The following is a 19,587-nucleotide window of genomic DNA, read 5'->3' on the forward strand; positions in this document are numbered from 1 at the left end:
TCTCTTATGGTAGACAGACGGAAACCAGCTGGGTCACAGGGCGTCCGCGTAGACGAACGCATAATACCCGTCCCCACCTCAATAAGCACCGAGGCGCAGGCAATGTTGCACGCCGCTGTACGCGAGGGAGCGCCACTCAACGCACTCTTTGCAACACCATCACCACAAGATCATGAGGCATGGCGGCAGATGCAGATCGCTGCCGACAGGTATTACGCAGAAACTCCTCCGGAGGCTGTGAAGGAAACGAAAGGAAATCTCGAAACGCTACATTTCGGCACAACCACGGTCCATGTAGCAACACCGGAAAATATTAGACTTGCGGAGTGCGTTCTTATCGATCTGCATGGCGGCGCGCTTGTTTTTGGCGGCGGCGATTCCTGTCGAGAAAGTGCGCGAATACATGCTGAGCGGCACGGTATGATCTGCTACGGTATCGACTATCGCATGCCACCAGATCACCCCTATCCCGCCGCCCTCGACGACTGCATCGTAACCTACAGGCACCTGATCCAGCGCTATGGCGCAAACCGTGTCGTGTTTGGCGGTCGCTCGGCCGGCGGTAACTTGGCGATGGCTGCTATTATGAGGGCACGGGACGAAGGCCTGCCTTTTCCGGCCGGCGTCGTGCTCCTTTCCCCAGAAGTGGACCTCACTGAATCGGGCGACAGCTTTCAGACCAACCGGACGATCGACGTCATCCTGCCGAATTCGCTGATGTCGCATAACCTGCTCTACGCAAACGGAGCGGATTTGTCTCATCCCTACCTGTCTCCACTTTTCGGGGAAATATCGGCCGATTTTCCGCGGACTTTCCTGCAAAGTGGAACCCGCGATCTGTTTCTTTCTAATACGGTGAGACTTCATCGCAAGCTGAGACGTGCGGGCGTTCCAGCAGAACTGCATGTTTTCGAGGCAATGCCGCATGGCGGATTTGGAGGCGCCCCGGAAGATCAGGAACTCACAGGGGAAATCGTTCGTTTCGTCACCCGCTGCCTGGCGAAGTCGTCACCCAGCTTTGCATCGAAGGTCCCGAATGCATGTCAAACCGGGGCACGACAAGGAAAATGAGACGTATCGTGATTGAGGCATTACAGCTCGGCGGCAAGAAGTTCCACTGGACTCATTCAGGCGCGCCTTCCCGCGTTGCGGGAGCACCATCATGAGAATACTTCTCATTGAAGACGAGGCCGAGTTCGCCAAAGCCTTGCGTAGCGCGCTTGAACGCGACCGCTTCGTGGTTGATTGGGTAACGAGCCTGTCGCTCGCCAGTGAAGCATCACGGTCGCGAGTGCACGAACTCGTTCTGCTCGATCGCACGTTGCCCGATGGCGACGGCCTGAGCCTCATTCCGCAACTGCGGGTCGACACTCCGGGCGTCCCGATCATCGTGTTAAGCGCCCGCAGCGAACTGACCGACCGGGTGGCCGGGCTTGATGACGGCGCCGACGACTATCTGGTCAAGCCTTTCGATCTGGAGGAAATGCTTGCCCGCATCCGCGCGGTTCAGCGCCGTCCGAACGACCTTGCGCCAGACGAGATCGTCATCGGCGACCTCGCGTTCGACATGGCTTATGGCGAGGCCAGGGTGCGCGGCGCGCGCCTGGATTTGCAGCGCCGGGAAGTAAGAGTACTCACCACACTGTTGCGCCGGCGCGGGCGCATTGTCGTACGCGAGTCCCTTGAGGAAGCTGTCTACGGCTTCGACGACATGATCCAGTCGAATACACTCGATTCCCATATCTCACGGCTGCGTCGGAAACTCAGCGGTGCGGGCGCAGGCGTCGAAATCCATACTGTCAGAGGAGTGGGCTATCTGCTCAGGGAAAAGGATTGAAGCGCCGCCAGTCGTCATTGAAGACACGCCTTGTTACCGGATACGTCGTCCTTCAATTTCTGGCGATCGCCGCTGCCGCCGTCGGTTTCATCGTCTTTTTCGTCAATTCCCCGCTCGACGGGATGTATGTCGAGGAGGTCGTCGTAAAAGTCGCCGCAGATTCGATCGTTCGTGATGCGACCGGAACTGCGGTCGTGGAAGTGACGCCGGAGCTGGCGAAACTTCGAAACGAAGCGCCGGAGATCTGGTTCGCGGCCCGGCTTGGCGACGGCAATACGATTACCTTTGGCCAGGTACCAACGGAGTTCGCCCCGCTTGTTGACCACCTCGACAAACTCGCTTCTGCTGACATGCGCGGGCAGTTCGCGCCATTCACCCTTTCCGCCATCGTGCGACAGGCATCCGGTCCCATAGGTGGCATGAAGATCATCGCGCACGGTCGGGTCAAACCTTTCACAGCGCTGATCACGTTGGCGTCGAATATCGTTGCCATCACCATTTTCCTGACCCTGGCGCTCGTCTCCATCGTCGCGACGCCGATGATCGTCAAGCGCGCCCTGGCCGGCGTCATCAAGACCGCGGAGGAAGCGCAGGGGATCGACGCCGAGCGTCGCGGTCTTCGCCTTTCCGAAGACAAGGTCCCGCGTGAAATCGGCCCGTTGGTTCGCGCCTTCAATGAAGCTCTCGGCCGCCTTGATGAAGGCTATGATCGCCAGCACCGCTTCATCGCATCGGCAGCCCATGAGTTGAGGACCCCGATCGCAATATTGCGTATGAAGATCGACGCAGCGAAAGACAAAGGCATGCGTTCGCTTTTGCCGGATGTATCCCGGCTTGCGACCCTCTCGGAGCAACTACTCGATCTTCACCGACTAGACAATGGCGCGCCGAGCGACTGGATCAACCTCGCAGGATTAGCGCGCAACGTCGCCGCCGATCTGGCGCCGATGCTGATCGCGTCGGGAAAGACGATCGAGGTGGTCGTTGAGCAATCGGGCTCGATTAGCGGCAACTCCGGATCGATCGAGCGCGCGCTCACCAATCTCATACAAAACGCGGTCGAGCACGGCGGTGACGAAGTCATCGTGCGGATCGAAGGCGCCTCGTTGCAGGTCGAGGATAACGGTCCCGGCATTCCGGGGGAGGAGCACGAGCGCGTATTCGAGCCCTTTCATCGGCTAACGCCGCGCTCCTCCGGTGCCGGCCTGGGTCTCAATTTGGTGAAGCAGGTCATAGATCACCATCGCGGCCGCATCACTCTTGCAGCGGCGCCGGGTGGAGGGACAATCGTGCGGGTGGAGTTTCCCGCGATTCGGGACGGGCCGCCCAGCCAATGTTGACGCAATGTTTCCCTGCACGAATGCTCGAACGAAACAGTGAATCCAGCTGATGGTCGCTACATGCGGCCGCACCCACGGTTCGCATTTTGCAATGCGCTGCTCCCCGACAGGCGCGCTCTGCGACAGATGAGGTTGATGATGATCGTAGATGATCGATGGGAAAGGCCCGGCTGGCCAGAAATCCTCGTCGGGCTCGTTGGTTACGCGGTGCTGCTTGTTTCTTTCGGCGTACTGATGGGATTTCTTCCGGGCAACGACCCTGTTCTCCTGGGTGTTGTCGGCTCGACGGCGGGGGGCGTTGTCGGCGTCGGCGCTTTCGCCGCGGCCTATGGCCTGCGGATACGCGATCTGCGGCCGTTCGGCTTCATACCGGTCTCGCCTCGCTGGCTGATGATCGCGGCGGCAACTGGCATCGTCGGTTATGGTCTCAACCTGATCATACAGTTCGCATATATGGCCTGGTTCGGAGCCGGTGATCCTCAAGGCATCCTGCATGCGGCCGCACGCGGCGGACCTTTACCGCTTCTCCTGTCGTTGCTGGGCGGCGCCATCTTCACGCCCTTCGGCGAGGAAATCCTGTTTCGGGGCATCGTTGCGAATGCGCTCAACCGCTACGGCGCGTTTGCCGGCATCGTTTTGAGCGCGATCATATTCGGATTCGCGCATGGCGTCAGTGTGATCCTGCCGGTCGCGATCATGGTCGGTATTTTATCCGCCAGCCTTTTCCGGGCAACCGGATCGGTTTGGCCCTGTGTCATCCTGCATTGCGTCTATAACGGCGCCAATAGTTTCGCGTCGGCCCTGGGGTTCTCGCCAATGCAGTAAAGCGAGAACCCTTTGGCCGCTGCAATCGCCCGCAGCAGCGGCCATGGCTGAACGGGAAGCGAATTCTCTCAGCAATGCCGACTGCGCGGGTCCTCTCAGCCATAGGGAAAATCAGTTTGAACAGACGTTATCTCCTTTCGTTCGCGCTTGCGCTCGGTGCCGTGCCGTTGGACCCCGGATATGCTGCTGAGACAGCAATTGAGCAGAAAGCGAAGGAAATTTTCGCCTCCACGGTCAGGGAGTACAAAATTCCAGGACTCGTGGTCGGAGTGACCCAGAACGGCCGGCATAGTTTTTATAGCTATGGTTTTGCATCGCTGGCGGATCAGCGGCCTGTCAGCCCCGACACGATTTTCGAATTGGGATCGGTCAGCAAACTTTTTACCGCGACCCTGGCGGCGGTCGCCGAGCAGAGGGCAAACTATCGCTCGATGATAGGGTTGCAAAACACCTTTGCGCGAATACGTGCCGGATCGGCGATGATATGACGCTGATGGATCTGGCCACCCATCACCCGGGTGGCCTTCCGCTCAAGGTGCCGGATGACGTGGACAACGTCGACAAGATGGCTACCTGGCTGAAAACCTGGAAACCGACACAGCCTGGAGCGCGCAGCTACTCGAACGTCAGCATCGGTATGCTCGGACATATTACCTCTATGTCCATGGGCATGACATACGAGAGCGCCCTGAAGACCGGGCTTTTGACCGGACTTGGCCTGTCGAACACCTGGATCACGGTCCCCAATTAGGCGATAGCCGATTACGCCTATGGTTATGACAAGACCGACCAGGCCAGTCGCGTCAATCCAGGCGTTCTCGACGCGGAGGCCTATGGCATCAAATCAACTGCTCGCGACATGCTGACATTCCTTGACGCGCAACTCGGTCAGCGGGAGGTTCCGGCGGATATCAGGACGGCGATTGCCCGCACGCATGAAGGTCAGTTCCAGACTTCCTACTTCACGCAGGACATGATCTGGGAAGAGTACGAATGGCCTGTCGATGAGAAAAAGCTTATATCGGACAATGCTCCAGACTTCATTCTGAACCCTCAACGGGAAGATAGGATCGTGCCCGCCCTGCCCCCGCAAAAGCAGGGTCTTCTAAACAAGACGTGATCGACGAACGGTTTCGGCGCATATGTCGCCCTTCTTCCGGACAAGGATCTGGGTGTCGTCGTGTTGGAGAACCGCAACTATCCCAATGAAGCACGCGTCAAAGCCACTTACGCACTCATCAACGCCTTGGTGTCTCAAGAGTAAAAGGCTTGCTACAGAGAATTGGCTAATCTTCATACCGTTTCCGTTCAACGGCGTGTTTCAAGGAACGTGCATTAATTGCACTGATGTCAGAAACGTCGACACCGGTGCGTTCCGGTTCGCGAAGCGCGCACTGGGCTCCAGGTGGCGAACGGACTGTTCCCGGAGGATTTTCCACAGCCAAACAATGTTGCCGCAATCTTCTCCTGCTCTTTGGGGTTTGGGCTGGTTATGCCGACTGAGGGGCGTCGCTCGCTTGCGTCGCGCTTTGACCGCCAGCGCTCATTCTCGAAAGGAGATCAACAGAATGCCACAACGTCCTTCCGCCGAAAGTCGTCAGCCTGCGATAACCATATTCTCCATAGCCCTGTTCGGCCTTGCTGTGACAGGGTGCGTTTCAGCTGAAGAGCGGCAGTACAGGGACACCAATACCTGCCAGAGCTTTGGGGCACCCTACGGGTCTCGCGCTTATACGAACTGTATGCTGGAACAACAGGCGCGGCGCGACAATGCGCAACGGGAGTCGCTCGAGCGGACCCGTTTGACGCAGGAGATTGCGAGAAACGCCCAGGTGGCGACTGATCGCGCGCGCTGGGACCGCTGCAGGCGCGATCCTGACCGGCGCGAGTGCCGGCAATAGGACCAGCCCCTGCGGCTGCGCGATGCACGTGCATCGCGCAGCAAACTGAATAAACGCGCGCGCTGCCACTACGTGTTTGCGAATGCAAAGTGTAGCGTTCCCGATTCAGCGACACAGCTCTTCATGAAAAAGGGCTACCGAAACACCTGCAGGAACAATAAGAATCGTGCCACCACGGCAGTAACGAATTGAACGAAGACTGCTGGTAACGCCGTCGGTCCGCCGTGATCGTTGAGACTGCTTAGCCTTATCTGTCCGCCGATGTCGACTAAAAGGGAGCCGAGCCGTCTTCGACACACGCTTCGTCCGCGTCGCGGATTATACGCATGAAAATTCACAAAAACAGATATGAATAGGAAGTGATCATGCTCAAGCTTGCTGCAACGGTTGCTATTGCGACCTCCCTTCTATCCGGCACCGCTATCGCTCAACCGGTCAAGCCCACTATCGTCCTGGTTCATGGTGCATTTGCTGACTCGTCAAGCTGGAATGGCGTCATCGTCAACCTCCAAAAGGACGGCTATAAGACGGTCGCTGTAGCCAACCCGTTGCGAAGTGTATCAAATGATGCGGGTCTCGTGTCCGACGTCGTCGGAAGCATCGAGGGCCCGGTGGTGCTCGTTGGTCATTCCTATGGAGGCCAAATTATCTCCAACGCTGCGAATGGGCACGACAACGTCAAGTCACTCGTCTATGTGGCTGCCTTCGCACCGGATTCTGGCGAATCTGCATCCGATCTGGCGGGCAGGTTCCCCGGCGGCACGCTTGGGGAAGCGCTTGCTGCTCCCGTCAAGCTCACTGACGGTGGCGTCGATCTTTCCATCGACCAGACCAAGTTCCGCGACCAGTTCGCGCACGACGTTCCGCCAGATGCCTCGGCACTAATGGCTGTCGGCCAGCGGCCAATCACTGAAGCGGCCCTGACGGACAAGTCCGGTGAACCGGCTTGGAAAACGCTGCCGTCGTACTTCGTCTATGGCGACAGCGACAAAAATATCCCGGCCAAGGCACTTGGCTTCATGGCAGAGCGTGCAGGCTCCAGGCAGACGGTCGTGGTCGAGGGGGCATCGCATGTCGTGATGGTCTCGCACCCGAAGATTGTGGCAGACCTGATCGAAGAGGCTGCGAAATAATCCGGCATTCGGCCGATATCCGACCACCGTTGCGCGTGTCTTCACCCGCGGTACGATACGCAACCAGATCCAAATCGGGTCGAATACTGAACCGGGGAGTGTCACATTGAAAGCTATCACAGTTTCGAAGACAGGCGCAGAAACTCACCTCGTCCTTGCCGAACATACAGAACCTGGGGCCGCACCGGACGAGGCAATCGTCGCGGTTCGCGCGTTCTCCCTGAACAACGGCGAGGTTCGCGGTGCACTCAATGAAGGTAGCGATGGCGATCGACCCGGATGGGATTTGTCCGGTGTAGTACAGACCGCGCCGGAAGGATCCGGTTTCCACCCAGGTGATCGCGTGGTAGGCTTGGTATGGAGCGGTGGCTGGGCGGAACGTGTCGCCGTGCCGACGAGCCGACTTGCCAAAATTCCCGACGACGTCAGCTTTGAAGCGGCCTCGACCCTCCCTGTCGCAGGCTTGACTGCGGCCATAGCGCTGCGGAAGAAGGCGATTGGTCCGGGAAGCCGCGTTCTCGTCACGGCGGCCACGGGTGGTGTCGGCATTTATGCGATCCAGCTCGCAGCGGCTGCGGGCGCCCACGTGACGGCCTTCACGCGGGATGGCTCGACAGCGGAATTCCTGCGCAGCCTTGGCGCGAACGATATCGCGGTCGGCGTTGAGGCCGGCGAGAAGGGTGGGCCCTACGACCTGATTCTGGAGGGTGTCGGAGGCTCGCTTCTGGGCGAGGCACTGATGTGGCTGGCATCACGCGGTGTCTGCGTTCTTTTCGGGGATGCTTCGGAGGATACACTCACGACCTTTGACGCCCGTCGATTTCGCCTCCAATCCGGCGGAGCATATGGCGGTACGGTGCTCTACGGCTTCTTCCTCCTCGAGGAGCTGACCCGGCCGGAGGGCGCGGCCGATGGGTCGGCCATTCTTGCCGATCTTGCGCAGCGGCTGTCTGATAGAAGTCTCCGTTCGGTTATCGGAAAAACCGAACCCTGGGCTAACATTGATGCCACAGCCCGCGAGCTTCTGAAAAGAAAAATCGCGGGAAAGGCCGTCCTTACAGTGGGCGGATGAGGACAAGCCTCAGGATTTACTTGCTCTCCGGTATGCGTGCGATCACCTTGATCTCGAAATCGAACCCGGCCAGCCAGTTTACTCCGACGGCAGTCCAGTTGGGATAGGGCGGCTTGGTGAAAATCCTCTGCCTGACTTCCATGATCGTTGCGAACTGGCTCTCCGGATCCGTGTGGAACGTCGTGACATCCACGAGATCGTCGAACGTGCAGCCTGCGGCATCGAGTGCAGCCTCCAGATTGTCGAAGGCCAGTTGAACCTGGCGTTCGAAATCGGGTTCGGGTGTTCCATCGCCGCGGCTGCCGACTTGCCCCGAAACGAAAAGAAGATCGCCTGATCGGATCGCTGCCGAGTAGCGATGTTCTTCGTAAAGAGCATGTCTTTTGACCGGAAAGATGGCCTGGGGTTTTGTCACTTCTCGTTCTCTCTTAATTGTTGTCGATGGGTATGTTAGCCAATCTGGTATCACATTCGATCACTTCAGCTGTTCGGGCAGCGGGATGAACTCGGTCTCATCGCCGGGCGGCAGACGAAAGCGACCATGCTCCCAGTCACCCTTTCGCCAGGCCTCTTTCGCGGCATCGATCTTCTCCTGCGACGAGGCGACGAAGTTCCACGAAATATAGCGCGGTCCATTCATTGTCTCGCCGCCGAGCACCATAAGGCGCGCGCCTGCCTCGCCTGCTGTCAGGCTGATCCGATCGCCGGGACGGAACACCATCATCTGGCCAGCAGCAAACGGAGTTCCGGCGATCAGGATGCTGCCCTCGACGACATAGACGCCGCGATCTTCGTGATCGTCGGGCAGCGGCAGCTTTGCGCCGGCGGATAAAATGACATCGGCATAGAAGGTCTCGGTGAAGGTCTTGACCGGGGCCCGCGCGCCCCAGGCCGAGCCGATGATCAGCCGGACCTGCTTGCCTTCATCCTCGATGAACGGCAGCGCCTCGCGACCGTGATGTTCGAAACTGGCCGCAGTGTCTTCCGCATGATCTGGTAGCGCAACCCAAGTCTGGATTCCGAAAGCGGTGCGGGGACGGCTGCGCATCTCCTCGCTGGTGCGTTCGGAATGCGTGACGCCATTACCGGCGATCATCCAGTTTACCTCACCGGGGTAGACCATCTGGTCGGCGCCGGTGCTATCGCGATGATGAAATGCGCCCTCATAAAGATAGGTCACGGTCGCCAGCCCGATATGCGGATGCGGACGTACGTCGATGCCACCGCCGGTCAGGAACTCCGCCGGTCCCACCTGATCAAAGAAGATGAAGGGGCCAACCATCTGCCGTTTCGGGGCGGGTAATGCCCGGCGCACTTCGAAACCGCCGAGATCGCGGGTGCGCGGGATGATGAGGGTTTCAATAGCGTCCAGGCTGACGGCTTCGGGGCATTCGGGGTTCTGCGTAGGGTTCCAGCTCATGTCACGTTCCTTCGCTCATACTGGTCATAAAGGCCGCCTCAGGTGGCGGACGATCTGCTGTTGGTCGCCGATATGAAGGAATTCGGCAGTTCCTGATCCAGCGCGTCGGCCTTGGTGACACGCGCGTGCTGGCACGGCCTTCGGCAGTACTTCAAAGGACACTGACATTTATATTTATGGTATGGTAGCGCCCGTTAATGTGAAGCTGTGTCGCACTATGAGGAACGGCGATATCCGCATAGATGATCTCGAGAGCATTTCAGAAATGCCTCCGATGTTGGCGGAGTTACTCTACGGCGGCTCGACTTCGCGGCCGCGACAGCGCCGTCAATCCAAGACAGTGAAATCCTTGCTTACCACTGTTTGGGGCGACCGGATGAATGTCTCCCTCGATGAGGTCTTCAGATCCTATCGATGTCGTACACAGCATCTTGATACCGGCGGCTCACCCGAGCCTGAACGTCATGACGAGGAACCGCCCATGCCGTCTCTGGTGGCAACGCCAAGCCATTGCTCCGTCACGGGTCGCTAATTCATCGACATCGACGCGCACGTTCCGATTTCTGTGACACAGCTGAACACATCCTGGGGCTAGGATCAGGCAATCTTCAGCCCGACATTGGTTGAGTCGCCCTACAGCAGACGAATTGAAACTGGAATTCGTCTTAGCCTGAACAGGGTACAGCGCCTGGCAGTTGCAGAGAGGATAACATGCATGGGTTGGAACTCCGCGATAGAACTGGGATGCCCCGATGAGGTCGGGCAGGTCATCGTCTCGACCGGCATATGGATCGCGACACTCCCCGGCGAGCGTTACGATAAACAGGGCGGCGGCAACGCGATCGGCCTTGCCGTCCTGATCGCCATCCCGAAGTGCAGCGCCGATGGACTGGAGGACGATGCATCCTACGCCGCGGGGGCCAAGAGCACACAATCCCCAGTCTGCCTGCCCGTAGTCGGCATCTACGCCAGCCTCATTGCCCTGTTTGCCGACCCGGAAAATGAACGGTCGGGGGCATCACGGGAGAAGGGTCGGAAGCTGATCACCATCGCGACGCGCGATGGCCCAGGCGGCCCGCCATCCTACAGCATTCCCTTTAAACGGGTCCATCACGACGATACGCCGGGATGGAGAACTCGCAAAATGAACCGCTCCAGCAGAAGGGCCATAACGCGGGGAGTCGAAGTGTTTGCTCAGACATGACTGCAACCCTGAAATCCAACTCCGACAGCTTCACTATGTGATCGCGGCGGCCGAGCATGGCAGCTTCCGACAGGCGGCGCTCGCAGTCGGTGTACAGGAGTCCGCGATCAGCCGCCGGATCCGCGATCTGGAGGACCAGGCTGGCGCGGCTCTTTTCATCCGCTGTCCGCGCGGCGTGTCGCTCACCGAAGCCGGAAAGAAATTCCTGACGCATGCGCGCAGAGCAATCAACGAGATCGACCTCGCCTTGAAGGAGGTGGGCGCGGCTGGCCGCGCCGAGAAGGGTGTGCTGAGGATCGGTATATTCACCTCGCTCGCGTCGGGGTTTATCGCTGAGCTGCTCCAGCGCTACCGCGAGCAAAATCCCGGCATCCGTTCGACTTTCGTCGAGGGCGCGCCTGCCGACCACGTGGTGGCCGTACGGCGACACGAGATCGACGTCGCCTTTCTGACCGGACATGCTGAAGTGCCGGGCTGCGAGGTGACGCGGCTATGGTGTGAGAGGGTATTCGTCGTGCTTTCGGAGACGCACGAACTGGCAGCAAGGGATCGGATCGAATGGACCGATCTACGCGGGCGGCACTTCATCGTGAGCGAGGCCGAGCCCGGTCCAGAGATCCACGACTATCTCGTGAAGCATCTCGCGGAGCTCGGCCATCGTCCGAGTATCGAGCGGTACTCGATCTACAACAGAGACACGCTGATGCAGATGGTGGCGCTTGCTGAAGGGATCACGCTGACCAGTGAGGCGACGACGGGAACGATGTTTCCAGGCGTGACCTATCGGTTGCTCGAGGCGGATGCAATTCCATTCTGCGCGGTCTGGTCATCGCGTAACGACAATCCCGCGCTACGTAGGATGCTGAGCCTCGCCAAGAGCCTGTCGAAGAAGCGCTTCGCAACGCAGCCGATCACTCTTCCTGACGGTCGGGCGTGACCGAACGCCGGGCTTTGGCGAAACCGCGATCCGTCTCGACGAAGCGCTCTAGCATAGGCACGATCAGGCGGACCGGCTCAATGGGCTGGGTTCCCGCTTCGGCGAGCAACCGGCCGTATTCGACAAGATCGCGATGGAGCGGCGCGGGCAGTTCCACCGTCACCTTGACGGGCTTGTCGTCGACGATCGGTCCGAGTTTCAGCTTTGCCATGGTCAGCCTTTGTATGGTTCGAGAACTAAATCGCGCGTGACGATGACTCGGACGGGGAAGCCCGGCCGGATGGTCAGCGTCGGTGCGACCTGCAATTGGCGCCGGACGATCTGCTGACCGGCGTCGTTGATGGTGTCCTGTGCGCCGTCGCGGATAGCGCGGACCAGGCGGTCCTCATCGCTGACCGCCAGTTCCGTGCCGACCGCGAGCAGCGTGGAGAGACCGGCCGCTTTGGCGAGATCCCACCAGTGATAATCAACCCCATCCTCAAGACCAGCGTATCCTTGCGTGTCGGCGCCCGGCTGGCGTTCGAGGACGATGGAGCGGCCGTTCGGGAAGATCAGCCGGTTCCAGACCAGCAGCGCCCGTCTTTGTCCGAACTGCACGTTGTTGTCGTACTGGCCGACAATCCGCGTGCCTTGCGGGATCAGAAGCAATCTGCCGGTCGGACTGTCGTAGACGTTTTCCGTCACCTGCGCCGTGATCTGGCCAGGCAGATCGGAACGGATGCCGGTGATAAGCGCGGCGGGGATCACCGCCCCGGCTTGGAGGATAAACGGCGAAGCCGGAGCCATGACCCGATCCGACGATGTGGTGCGGCGATCAACGGGCGCATTCAGAAACGCAAGCTGCCGGTCCTGGGCGGTCTGCTGGCCGGGCTGTCCAGCGAGTCCGGCGAGATCGAAACCGGGAACATTCGGCGTGGTTGAGCTGCCGGGTGCCGTCGCTGTCGAGCCAGGTTGGGTCTGAAAGAAGACGCGGCTGGTGCGCGCAGCCTCTTCCTCGGCCCGCCGGCGCTGCTCCGCCTCGTCGACGGTGGGCGTCGTGATCGTGGGCGGAGCGACGGGCTGGCCCCGGTTCTGGGCGTCGAGGATCGGCCGCCCGAGATCACCAGGCAGCGGAGGTCCAAGCACTGGTCCGGTATAGTCGCGCGGCAGGCCGGCGAGGCCATCTGCCGTCTGGCGGTTGTTGGTCGAGTAAAGCTCCTCTCCGTTCCGGCCGGCATCGCGGGTCTGGAGGGCGTAGATCAACGCGCCGCCGATTCCGACGAGACCGACCGCCGTAACGCTTGCCAGCACCTTCCGCGAAAGACGTGTGACACGCGGCGACTCGGCGCGAAGGCGCATTGGAGCTGCTTCGTTGGAATTGTTTTGGCTCATGACGCGGGTCTCCCGTCGGTGCGGACGATCCTGACGACCTGCTGTTTGTCGCCACCGCCAAGCCGAAGCTCGGCGGCCCCGAACAGGCGATCGACGATCAGGATGTGCTGGTGGATACGGCTGTTGACGAGCTGCGCTTCGCCGTCCGGCCCGATGACGAAGATCGGCGGCATTTCTCCCTGAACGATCCCGCGCGGAAACTCGACGTAAACCCTGCGGCCGTCGTCATAGACGGAGACGGGCTTCCAGGGCGGATTTCCACCGGTCAGACCGTATCGGTAGTTGCGCGCCGCAACGGCTGGGATGACCGGGGTCGCCGGAATGCTCTGGCCTTGACCGGCGCGCGGCCGCGGATAGGACCAGGAGACGGACGGCATATAGGGCTTCGCGCCGGAACGCAGTTCGATCAAGTAAACGCGCCGGTCGGTGGTCACGACGAGATTGGTCGTGATGTCCGGCCGAGACGGCTTCACGAGGATATGGACACGGCGTGTCGTTCCGGCCCCGCTTTCGGTGTCACCGATAATCCAGCGGGCAGTGTCGCCGGCCGCAATCGGCCCGGCGCCGGTCAGCGATTCGCCGGGTTCCAGCGCGATATCGGTGATCTGCCCGGGCGCCGCATAGACCTGATAGAGCGCGCCTTCTGACCAGGGATATATCTGGATTGCATTGAAGTAGCCCTCCCGGCGCGGCTGCACGCGAGCGGCTGCATTGGCGTTTTCGACGCGGGCGACTGGTGTGCTGGCCGCCGTGCCGCCCTTTGCCGGCGTCCAGGCCGGAGGAATGTGGATCGGACGGGGCCGATCGTCAGTTACGGACACCGGAACGGACGGCAAAGCCGGAACATCCCGATCGTAGCTGATTTCCGGCGGCTTCTGCGGCGTAGCGCAGCTTGCCAACGTCGAGGCGGAGAGCAGCAGAACAGGAAGTACGGATTTACGGAAAGTCGGAATGGCGGGGGTACGGAAAGCCGATTTCATTGGCTCATCTCCCGCGACCAGTTGATGGCGTTGATGTAAATTCCGAGCGGATTGACCTTCAGCCGCTCGGCATCGCGCGGCGGCTGGATGACGATGGTCAGGATCGCGGTCCATCGCTCGGTCGCGCCGAGCTGGCTGTTCTCGAAATGCCGTTCCGTCCACGCCACGCGGAAGCTGTCCGGAGAAGCGCGGATGACGCTGGAAACCTCGACGGCGATCTGCTGCTTGCCGACCTTCGTGAAGGGATCGTTCGCGCGGGCATAGTCGTTAAGGGCCGCCGCACCGCGATCGGTCGTCCATTCATAGGCCCTGAGCCAGTTCTGCCGGACGATGATCGGATCGGCGGGAATGCTTCTCGTCTGCTCGATGAAGCGCGCGAGATGCCACGCTACCTGGGGATCGGTCGGACGATAATCGGCAGCGGCCGGCGCAACGGCCAGCGCCTGACCGAGATTGTCCACCTGGACAACCCACGGCACGACCGTTCCACGAGCGGACTGGTAGACCAGCGCGGAGGCGAAGCCCGCCGACAGGATCAGCGAACCGAAGGCTATGTAGCGCCAGTTCTTCGCCTGTACGCGGGCTGAGCCGAGACGTTCGTCCCAAACTTGCGCGGCTTTCTGGTAAGGCGTTTCCGGTTGAGGTGTCTTGCCGTAATGCACGGCCGGTCGTTTGAAGAGATTCATGAACGGTCACTTTCGGAGAGATTGACGGATGCGCCGGACCCATGGCTGTCGCCCGAGCGAACGGCATGGGCGGCAGCGCTGACGCCGTGGGCGACATGGCTGCCGCGCTTCATGCGCTGGGCCCATGCCGGCGTCTGATCGGGTGTGGCTGCGGGAGCGACGGAAGCGGGATCGGATTCGCCCGCGCCCGCGCCAGACGAGAAGGAGCCGCCGGTGGCGCTGACGCCTGTACGCGCGCCGTCGGAGAAGCTGGATTTCATGCTCTCGGACGCGCGGGAAGCGGCACGGCGCAAGGGCGAGACGGCCGCCGATCCGGCTGCTCGGCCGACGCCACTGAGACCGGACGCGACGCCCGCCGCTCCCGACTGTCCCATGGAACCGAGGGTGTAGGCAGACGATGCCGCGCCGGCCGCCGCCGCTCCACCTCGCGCGGCAGCGGCGCCGCCGGAAAGAAGAGCGGCTCCGCCCTTCGCGGCAAGTACCGCGCCGCCACCGGCGGCGAGTGCTGCACCGCCGACGGCAAGGCCGGTGCCCACCGCGGCGCCTGCGCCAAGTTGAGGACCGCCGCTGACAAGACCCGAGGCAATGCCGGGACCGAAAATGCCGAGGCCGACGAGCGAAAGCGCCGCAAGAACGATGGCCATGGCGTCGTCGATGCTCGGGGTCTGGCCGCCGAAGCCTTGCGTAAACTGGCTGAACAGCGTCGAGCCGATGCCGACGATTACAGCGAGGACCAGGACCTTGATGCCGCTGGAAATCACGTTGCCAAGCACGCGCTCGGCCATGAAGGCGGTCTTGCCGAAGAGGCCGAACGGGATCAGGACGAAACCGGCGAGCGTCGACAACTTGAACTCGATCAACGTCACGAAGAGTTGGATCGCCAGAACGAAGAAGGCGAGGATGACCAGCGCCCAGGCAAAGAGCAGGCAGACGATCTGGATCAGGTTCTCGAAAACCGCGATCCAGCCCATCAGGGGCGATATCGCGTCGAGCAAGGGGCGCGCGGCATCGAGGCCGGTCTGTGCGACCTTACCCGGACGGAGCAGATCCTGCGCAGTGAAGCCCGTGCCGGCGGCTTTCAGTCCAAGACCGGAGAAGCTGTCGAAGACTATCTTGGCGAGGTTATTCCAATTGGAAATCAGGTAGGCAAACACCCCAACAAATAGGGTTTTCTTGACCAGCCTCGCGATGATGTCGTCGTCCGCGCCCCAGCTCCAGAACAGCGCAGCAAGGGTGACGTCGATCACGATTAGCGATGTGGCGATGAACGCTACCTCGCCGCCGAGCAGCCCAAAGCCGGAGTCGATGTAACGTGTGAAGGTGCCGAGGAACGTGTCGATAACGCCGGAGCCGCCCATGCTTCACTGCCCTTCGCTGGAGGTTGGCGATGCGGGTACGGGCGAGCGGCCGAGGAACCGATCACGCGTCTCGGCCCAGACGCGCAGGCATTCGGCGTCGTTCGCAGCCGTTGCCCCAAGCTGCTGGCACCGGCGCTGTGCCTCACGCAGCGGATCGCGCCGGGGTTCGATGATGCGCGTGGAGAAATCCTCTGTCGGCTCCTCCTTCCGGGTCATCTCGACGACCGCCGCCGTAATGGCGACGGCAACGAACACGACAGCACCCAGCCGGGCCAGCATCTTGCCGTCCATAAGCCCGCCCTCAGTTGCCGTTGAACATCTGCGCGTTGCCGGGCTGGTAGCCCGAACCCGGCGTCAGGAAGCGGCGGCGTTGCTCGCGACCCTGTTCGGCCGCAGCTGTGCGCTCGGCTTCCGTCAGTGCGCCTGCGCGCCCGTTGGCAGCAAGCAGTGCGACGAGATCGGAAAGCTGCTGCGACTGGAGCGCGAGAAGCTGGTTGCCGGCCTGCGTCGCCTGAAGCGCGCCGGTCGCGCCCTGGCTCTGGCTCACCAGTTCGCTCATCTGCGTGCGGTTGGTGTCGATATTGCCGACGACACCCGCCTGGACGCGCATGGCGTCCTGCAGGCCGCCGACGGTATTCTGCCAGCGCGAACGCGCATCGGAGACGAGCTGCTGATCCGTGGCCGACATGGAGACGTTGCCGTACTGCTGCTGGAACGCCTGATCGATCCGCTGCACATCGAAGGCTATGTTCTGGGCCTGGGTCAGGAGCTGCTGCGTGCGCTGAACATTCTGCTGAAGCGTCTGGAGGGAAGAGAACGGCAGGCTCGCAAGATTGCGCGCCTGATTGATCAGCATCGTCGCCTCGTTCTGAAGCGAGGTAATCTGGTGGTTGATCTGTTCGAGCGTTCGCGCGGCCGTGAGCACGTTCTGCGCGTAGTTGCTGGGATCGAAGACGATTCTCCAGGCGTAGACTGGCGTGGTCGCTACCGGCAAGGCCGCCAGCGGTATGGCAAGCATGGTCACCGCGAAAAGGACAGCAGGAGAGCGGACAGAACGGGTTGTCATGATTCAATTTCCTTTTCGGCTTAGGGGACGAGAGAGGGAAAAGTCGGAATGAGCTCCGAGGCCCAGCCGACGTCGCGAGCGTTGAGCCAGGCCGCGAGAAAGCCATCGCGGCCATGCTCGGCGACGATCTGGGCGATCAGCATCTGGTCGGATTTCGAGGAAGCGGCGCAAAGCGCGAGGCCGACTTCGGACAGGCCGAGCTCGAACAGACGATTGCCGCGCCGTGACTGGCAGTAGTAGTCCCGCTTGGGCGTCGCCCGCGCGAGGATTTCGATCTGGCGATCATTGAGGCCGAAGCGGCGATAGATGGCCGTGATCTGCGGCTCGATCGCGCGCTCGTTTGGCAGCAGCAGTCGCGTCGGGCAGCTTTCGATGATGGCCGGGGCGATCTCCGAATTGTCGATGTCCGAGAGCGACTGCGTGGCGAAGATGACCGAGGCGTTTTTCTTGCGGAGCGTCTTGAGCCATTCGCGGAGCTGGCTGGCGAAGCCTTCGTCATCGAGCGCCAGCCAGCCCTCGTCGATGATCAGCAGCGTCGGCCGCCCGTCGAGCCTGTCGCCGATGCGATGGAAGAGATAGGCGAGTACAGCCGGCGCCGCGCCCGTGCCGACCAGCCCCTCGATCTCGAATGCCTGCACGTCCGCCGAACCGAGATGCTCGGCTTCGGCATCGAGCAGCCGGCCATAAGGGCCGCCGACGCAATAAGGGCGGAGCGCCTGCTTGAGATCGTTGGACTGGAGAAGGACGCTGAGGCCGGTGATCGTGCGCTCGCCGATCGGCGCCGAGGCGAGCGAGGTCAGCGCCGTCCAGATGTGCTCCTTTGCCTCCGGGGTGATTTTAATCCCTTCCCGCAGAAGGATCGCGACGATCCAGTCGGCGGCCCAGGCGCGCTCATAGGTGTCGTGAATGCGGGCCAGCGGCTGGAGCGATACCGAGGATTCCGATCCTTCGGTCAGGCCGCCGCCGAGATCGTGCCAGTCGCCACCCATGGCGAGCGATGCGGCGCGGATCGAACCGCCGAAGTCGAAAGCGAAGACCTGGCTGCGGAGGTAACGGCGAAATTGCAAGGCCATGAGGGCGAGCAGCACGGATTTGCCCGCCCCTGTTGGGCCGACGACGAGCGTGTGGCCGACATCGCCGACATGCAAAGAAAGCCGGAACGGGGTCGAACCTTCGGTTCTGCCGTAAAGCAGCGGGGGCGCATCGAAGTGATCGTCCCGTTCCGGCCCCGCCCACACGGCAGAGAGGGGGATCATGTGGGCGAGATTGAGCGTCGAGATCGGCGGCTGACGCACGTTTGCATAGACATGGCCGGGCAAACTGCCGAGCCAGGCGTCCACCGCGTTCACCGCCTCGATCATGGCGGTGAAGTCGCGGCCCTGGATGACCTTCTCGACCAGACGCAGCTTTTCGTCGGCAAGGCGCGGATCGGCGTCCCAGACCGTGATCGTAGCGGTGACATAGGCCATGCCGGCGACGTCCGCGCCAAGCTCCTGCAAGGCCATGTCCGCGTCGGCGGCCTTGTTCGCGGCGTCGGTGTCCACCAGCACCGATTGCTCGTTGGTCATCACCTCCTTGAGGATCGCGGCAATCGACTTGCGCTTGGCGAACCATTGCCGCCTGATCTTGGTGAGTAGCTTGGTTGCGTCTGTCTTGTCGAGGAGGATCGCGCGCGTCGACCAGCGATACGGGAAGGCCAGCCGGTTCAGATCGTCGAGCAGACCCGGCGTTGTCGCGGTCGGAAAACCGACAATGGTCAGAACACGCAGATTCTGATCGCCAAGACGCGGCTCCAGACCGCCGGTGAGTGGCTGGTCGGCGAGGAGCGCGTCGAGATAGATCGGCGTTTCCGGCACACGGACACGATGGTGTTTCGTCGACACGCAGGAATGCAGATAGGTCAGTGTCTCGCTGTCATCGAGCCAGCCGCAGGACGGCATGAAGCCGTCGAGCAGCGCCAGCACGCGATCGGTGCGGTCGGTGAAGGCGCGCAGGATCTCGTGCGGATCGACGCCCGAGCGCTCACGCCCTTCGTAAAGCCAGGACTCGGTACGTGCGGCTTCCTCGGCCGGTGGAAGAAACAGGAAGGTGAGGAAGTAGCTCGATACGAAATGTGCGCCGGCTTCTTCGAAGTCGGCCTTGCGCTCGGCATCGACCAAAGCCGACGCGGGATCGGGAAAGATGTTGTCGGGATAGGTGGCGGCTTCGTACCGTTGCGCCTCGACGAAAATGCTCCAGCCCAGGCCAAGGCGGCGGAACGCGTTGTTGATGCGGCTTGCAACGGCAACCAGCTCGGCCGCGACGGAGGAATCTAGATCCGGACCCCGAAAGCGGGCCGTGCGCTGAAACGAGCCATCCTTGTTCAGCACGATGCCGGGCGCGACCAGAGCGACCCATGGCAAATAGTCGGCGAGGCGAGCGGCGGTGCGACGATATTCGGCGAGATTCATCATGGCC

At 61.3% G+C, this 19,587-nt stretch carries 18 protein-coding genes and 1 pseudogene; 9 read left to right on the forward strand and 10 right to left on the reverse strand.

Features of this window, described 5'->3' with window-relative positions; genetic code table 11:
* The first annotated feature begins 102 nt into the window (after window positions 1–102).
* The 7 genes and pseudogenes from J9800_RS05025 to J9800_RS05070 all read left to right on the forward strand — a co-directional run bounded on the left by J9800_RS05025 (window position 103) and on the right by J9800_RS05070 (window position 8,108).
* Window positions 103–1,071: an alpha/beta hydrolase gene (locus J9800_RS05025; protein WP_235920924.1), complete on the forward strand. Its 969-nt coding sequence runs from the start codon at window positions 103–105 to the stop codon at window positions 1,069–1,071.
* A gap of 91 nt (window positions 1,072–1,162) precedes the next feature.
* Entirely contained in the window at window positions 1,163–1,837 is a 675-nt protein-coding gene (locus tag J9800_RS05030) for a response regulator transcription factor (RefSeq protein ID WP_142860081.1), read from the forward strand.
* A complete protein-coding gene (locus tag J9800_RS05035) occupies window positions 1,834–3,177 on the forward strand; it encodes a sensor histidine kinase (protein ID WP_142860082.1) in 1,344 nt (447 codons plus the stop codon). Before J9800_RS05030 ends, J9800_RS05035 begins: the two co-directional genes overlap by 4 nt.
* A 135-nt stretch (window positions 3,178–3,312) precedes the next feature.
* On the forward strand, window positions 3,313–4,002 hold the full coding sequence (locus J9800_RS05040) for a CPBP family intramembrane glutamic endopeptidase (RefSeq protein WP_235920923.1): 690 nt from the start codon (window positions 3,313–3,315) through the stop codon (window positions 4,000–4,002).
* Between the two features lie 74 nt (window positions 4,003–4,076).
* Window positions 4,077–5,122, forward strand: a pseudogene (locus tag J9800_RS22040) (serine hydrolase).
* A gap of 1,146 nt (window positions 5,123–6,268) precedes the next feature.
* On the forward strand, window positions 6,269–7,036 hold the full coding sequence (locus tag J9800_RS05065) for an alpha/beta fold hydrolase (protein ID WP_142860091.1): 768 nt from the start codon (window positions 6,269–6,271) through the stop codon (window positions 7,034–7,036).
* Window positions 7,037–7,142: 106 nt separating this feature from the next.
* A complete protein-coding gene (locus J9800_RS05070) occupies window positions 7,143–8,108 on the forward strand; it encodes a zinc-binding dehydrogenase (protein WP_192799673.1) in 966 nt (321 codons plus the stop codon).
* Between the two features lie 16 nt (window positions 8,109–8,124).
* On the opposite strand, the gene J9800_RS05075 is transcribed toward J9800_RS05070, so the two are convergent.
* On the reverse strand, window positions 8,125–8,523 hold the full coding sequence (locus J9800_RS05075) for a RidA family protein (protein ID WP_153228153.1): 399 nt from the start codon (window positions 8,521–8,523) through the stop codon (window positions 8,125–8,127).
* Window positions 8,524–8,583: 60 nt separating this feature from the next.
* Window positions 8,584–9,528 carry a pirin family protein gene (locus tag J9800_RS05080; protein WP_142860094.1) on the reverse strand — a complete coding sequence of 315 codons (945 nt, stop codon included), beginning with the start codon at window positions 9,526–9,528 and terminating at the stop codon, window positions 8,584–8,586.
* Between the two features lie 715 nt (window positions 9,529–10,243).
* On the opposite strand from J9800_RS05080, the gene J9800_RS05085 reads away from it, so the two are divergent.
* The gene (locus tag J9800_RS05085) at window positions 10,244–10,732 is read left to right on the forward strand and encodes a hypothetical protein (RefSeq protein WP_142860096.1); all 489 of its coding nucleotides are present in this window, start codon (window positions 10,244–10,246) and stop codon (window positions 10,730–10,732) included.
* The gene (locus J9800_RS05090; protein WP_142860098.1) at window positions 10,719–11,669 is read left to right on the forward strand and encodes a LysR family transcriptional regulator; all 951 of its coding nucleotides are present in this window, start codon (window positions 10,719–10,721) and stop codon (window positions 11,667–11,669) included. Before J9800_RS05085 ends, J9800_RS05090 begins: the two co-directional genes overlap by 14 nt.
* Here J9800_RS05090 and J9800_RS05095 read toward each other — a convergent pair.
* Genes J9800_RS05095 through trbE form a run of 8 tightly spaced genes read right to left on the reverse strand, consistent with a single transcriptional unit; the run spans window position 11,644 to window position 19,583 of the window.
* Window positions 11,644–11,880 carry a DUF2274 domain-containing protein gene (locus J9800_RS05095; protein WP_142860100.1) on the reverse strand — a complete coding sequence of 79 codons (237 nt, stop codon included), beginning with the start codon at window positions 11,878–11,880 and terminating at the stop codon, window positions 11,644–11,646. The genes J9800_RS05090 and J9800_RS05095 overlap by 26 nt on opposite strands.
* Before the next feature lie 2 nt (window positions 11,881–11,882).
* Window positions 11,883–13,040, reverse strand: coding sequence for a TraB/TrbI/VirB10 family type IV secretion system protein (locus J9800_RS05100; RefSeq protein WP_142860102.1), 1,158 nt, complete (start codon window positions 13,038–13,040; stop codon window positions 11,883–11,885).
* On the reverse strand, window positions 13,037–14,020 hold the full coding sequence (gene trbG / locus J9800_RS05105) for a P-type conjugative transfer protein TrbG (RefSeq protein WP_142860104.1): 984 nt from the start codon (window positions 14,018–14,020) through the stop codon (window positions 13,037–13,039). The genes J9800_RS05100 and trbG overlap by 4 nt, the downstream gene beginning before the upstream one ends.
* Entirely contained in the window at window positions 14,017–14,706 is a 690-nt protein-coding gene (gene trbF, locus J9800_RS05110) for a conjugal transfer protein TrbF (RefSeq protein WP_142860106.1), read from the reverse strand. Before trbF ends, trbG begins: the two co-directional genes overlap by 4 nt.
* Window positions 14,703–16,064, reverse strand: coding sequence for a P-type conjugative transfer protein TrbL (gene trbL / locus J9800_RS05115; protein ID WP_142860108.1), 1,362 nt, complete (start codon window positions 16,062–16,064; stop codon window positions 14,703–14,705). The genes trbF and trbL overlap by 4 nt, the downstream gene beginning before the upstream one ends.
* A gap of 3 nt (window positions 16,065–16,067) precedes the next feature.
* Complete coding sequence (gene trbK-alt, locus J9800_RS05120; RefSeq protein ID WP_142860109.1) at window positions 16,068–16,355, reverse strand: putative entry exclusion protein TrbK-alt; 288 nt, start codon at window positions 16,353–16,355, stop codon at window positions 16,068–16,070.
* Between the two features lie 10 nt (window positions 16,356–16,365).
* The gene (gene trbJ, locus J9800_RS05125; RefSeq protein WP_142860111.1) at window positions 16,366–17,130 is read right to left on the reverse strand and encodes a P-type conjugative transfer protein TrbJ; all 765 of its coding nucleotides are present in this window, start codon (window positions 17,128–17,130) and stop codon (window positions 16,366–16,368) included.
* Between the two features lie 20 nt (window positions 17,131–17,150).
* Window positions 17,151–19,583 (reverse strand): conjugal transfer protein TrbE, encoded by a 2,433-nt coding sequence (gene trbE / locus J9800_RS05130; RefSeq protein ID WP_142860113.1) that lies wholly within the window; start codon window positions 19,581–19,583, stop codon window positions 17,151–17,153.
* Window positions 19,584–19,587: the final 4 nt, after the last annotated feature.

It is taken from the genome of Ochrobactrum sp. AP1BH01-1 (assembly GCF_018066705.1).
GTDB lineage: Bacteria > Pseudomonadota > Alphaproteobacteria > Rhizobiales > Rhizobiaceae > Brucella.

Bases quoted from the DNA above. Each gene is read 5' to 3' on its own strand.
- J9800_RS05025 (WP_235920924.1), top strand. From the start codon at position 103: ATGTTGCACGCCGCTGTACGCGAGGGAGCGCCACTCAACGCACTCTTT.
- J9800_RS05030 (WP_142860081.1), top strand. From the start codon at position 1,163: ATGAGAATACTTCTCATTGAAGACGAGGCCGAGTTCGCCAAAGCCTTG.
- J9800_RS05040 (WP_235920923.1), top strand. From the start codon at position 3,313: ATGATGATCGTAGATGATCGATGGGAAAGGCCCGGCTGGCCAGAAATC.
- J9800_RS05065 (WP_142860091.1), top strand. From the start codon at position 6,269: ATGCTCAAGCTTGCTGCAACGGTTGCTATTGCGACCTCCCTTCTATCC.
- J9800_RS05080 (WP_142860094.1), bottom strand. From the start codon at position 9,528: ATGAGCTGGAACCCTACGCAGAACCCCGAATGCCCCGAAGCCGTCAGC.
- J9800_RS05085 (WP_142860096.1), top strand. From the start codon at position 10,244: ATGGGTTGGAACTCCGCGATAGAACTGGGATGCCCCGATGAGGTCGGG.
- J9800_RS05095 (WP_142860100.1), bottom strand. From the start codon at position 11,880: ATGGCAAAGCTGAAACTCGGACCGATCGTCGACGACAAGCCCGTCAAG.
- J9800_RS05100 (WP_142860102.1), bottom strand. From the start codon at position 13,040: ATGAGCCAAAACAATTCCAACGAAGCAGCTCCAATGCGCCTTCGCGCC.
- trbG (WP_142860104.1), bottom strand. From the start codon at position 14,020: ATGAAATCGGCTTTCCGTACCCCCGCCATTCCGACTTTCCGTAAATCC.
- trbF (WP_142860106.1), bottom strand. From the start codon at position 14,706: ATGAATCTCTTCAAACGACCGGCCGTGCATTACGGCAAGACACCTCAA.
- trbL (WP_142860108.1), bottom strand. From the start codon at position 16,064: ATGGGCGGCTCCGGCGTTATCGACACGTTCCTCGGCACCTTCACACGT.
- trbK-alt (WP_142860109.1), bottom strand. From the start codon at position 16,355: ATGGACGGCAAGATGCTGGCCCGGCTGGGTGCTGTCGTGTTCGTTGCC.
- trbJ (WP_142860111.1), bottom strand. From the start codon at position 17,130: ATGACAACCCGTTCTGTCCGCTCTCCTGCTGTCCTTTTCGCGGTGACC.
- trbE (WP_142860113.1), bottom strand. From the start codon at position 19,583: ATGATGAATCTCGCCGAATATCGTCGCACCGCCGCTCGCCTCGCCGAC.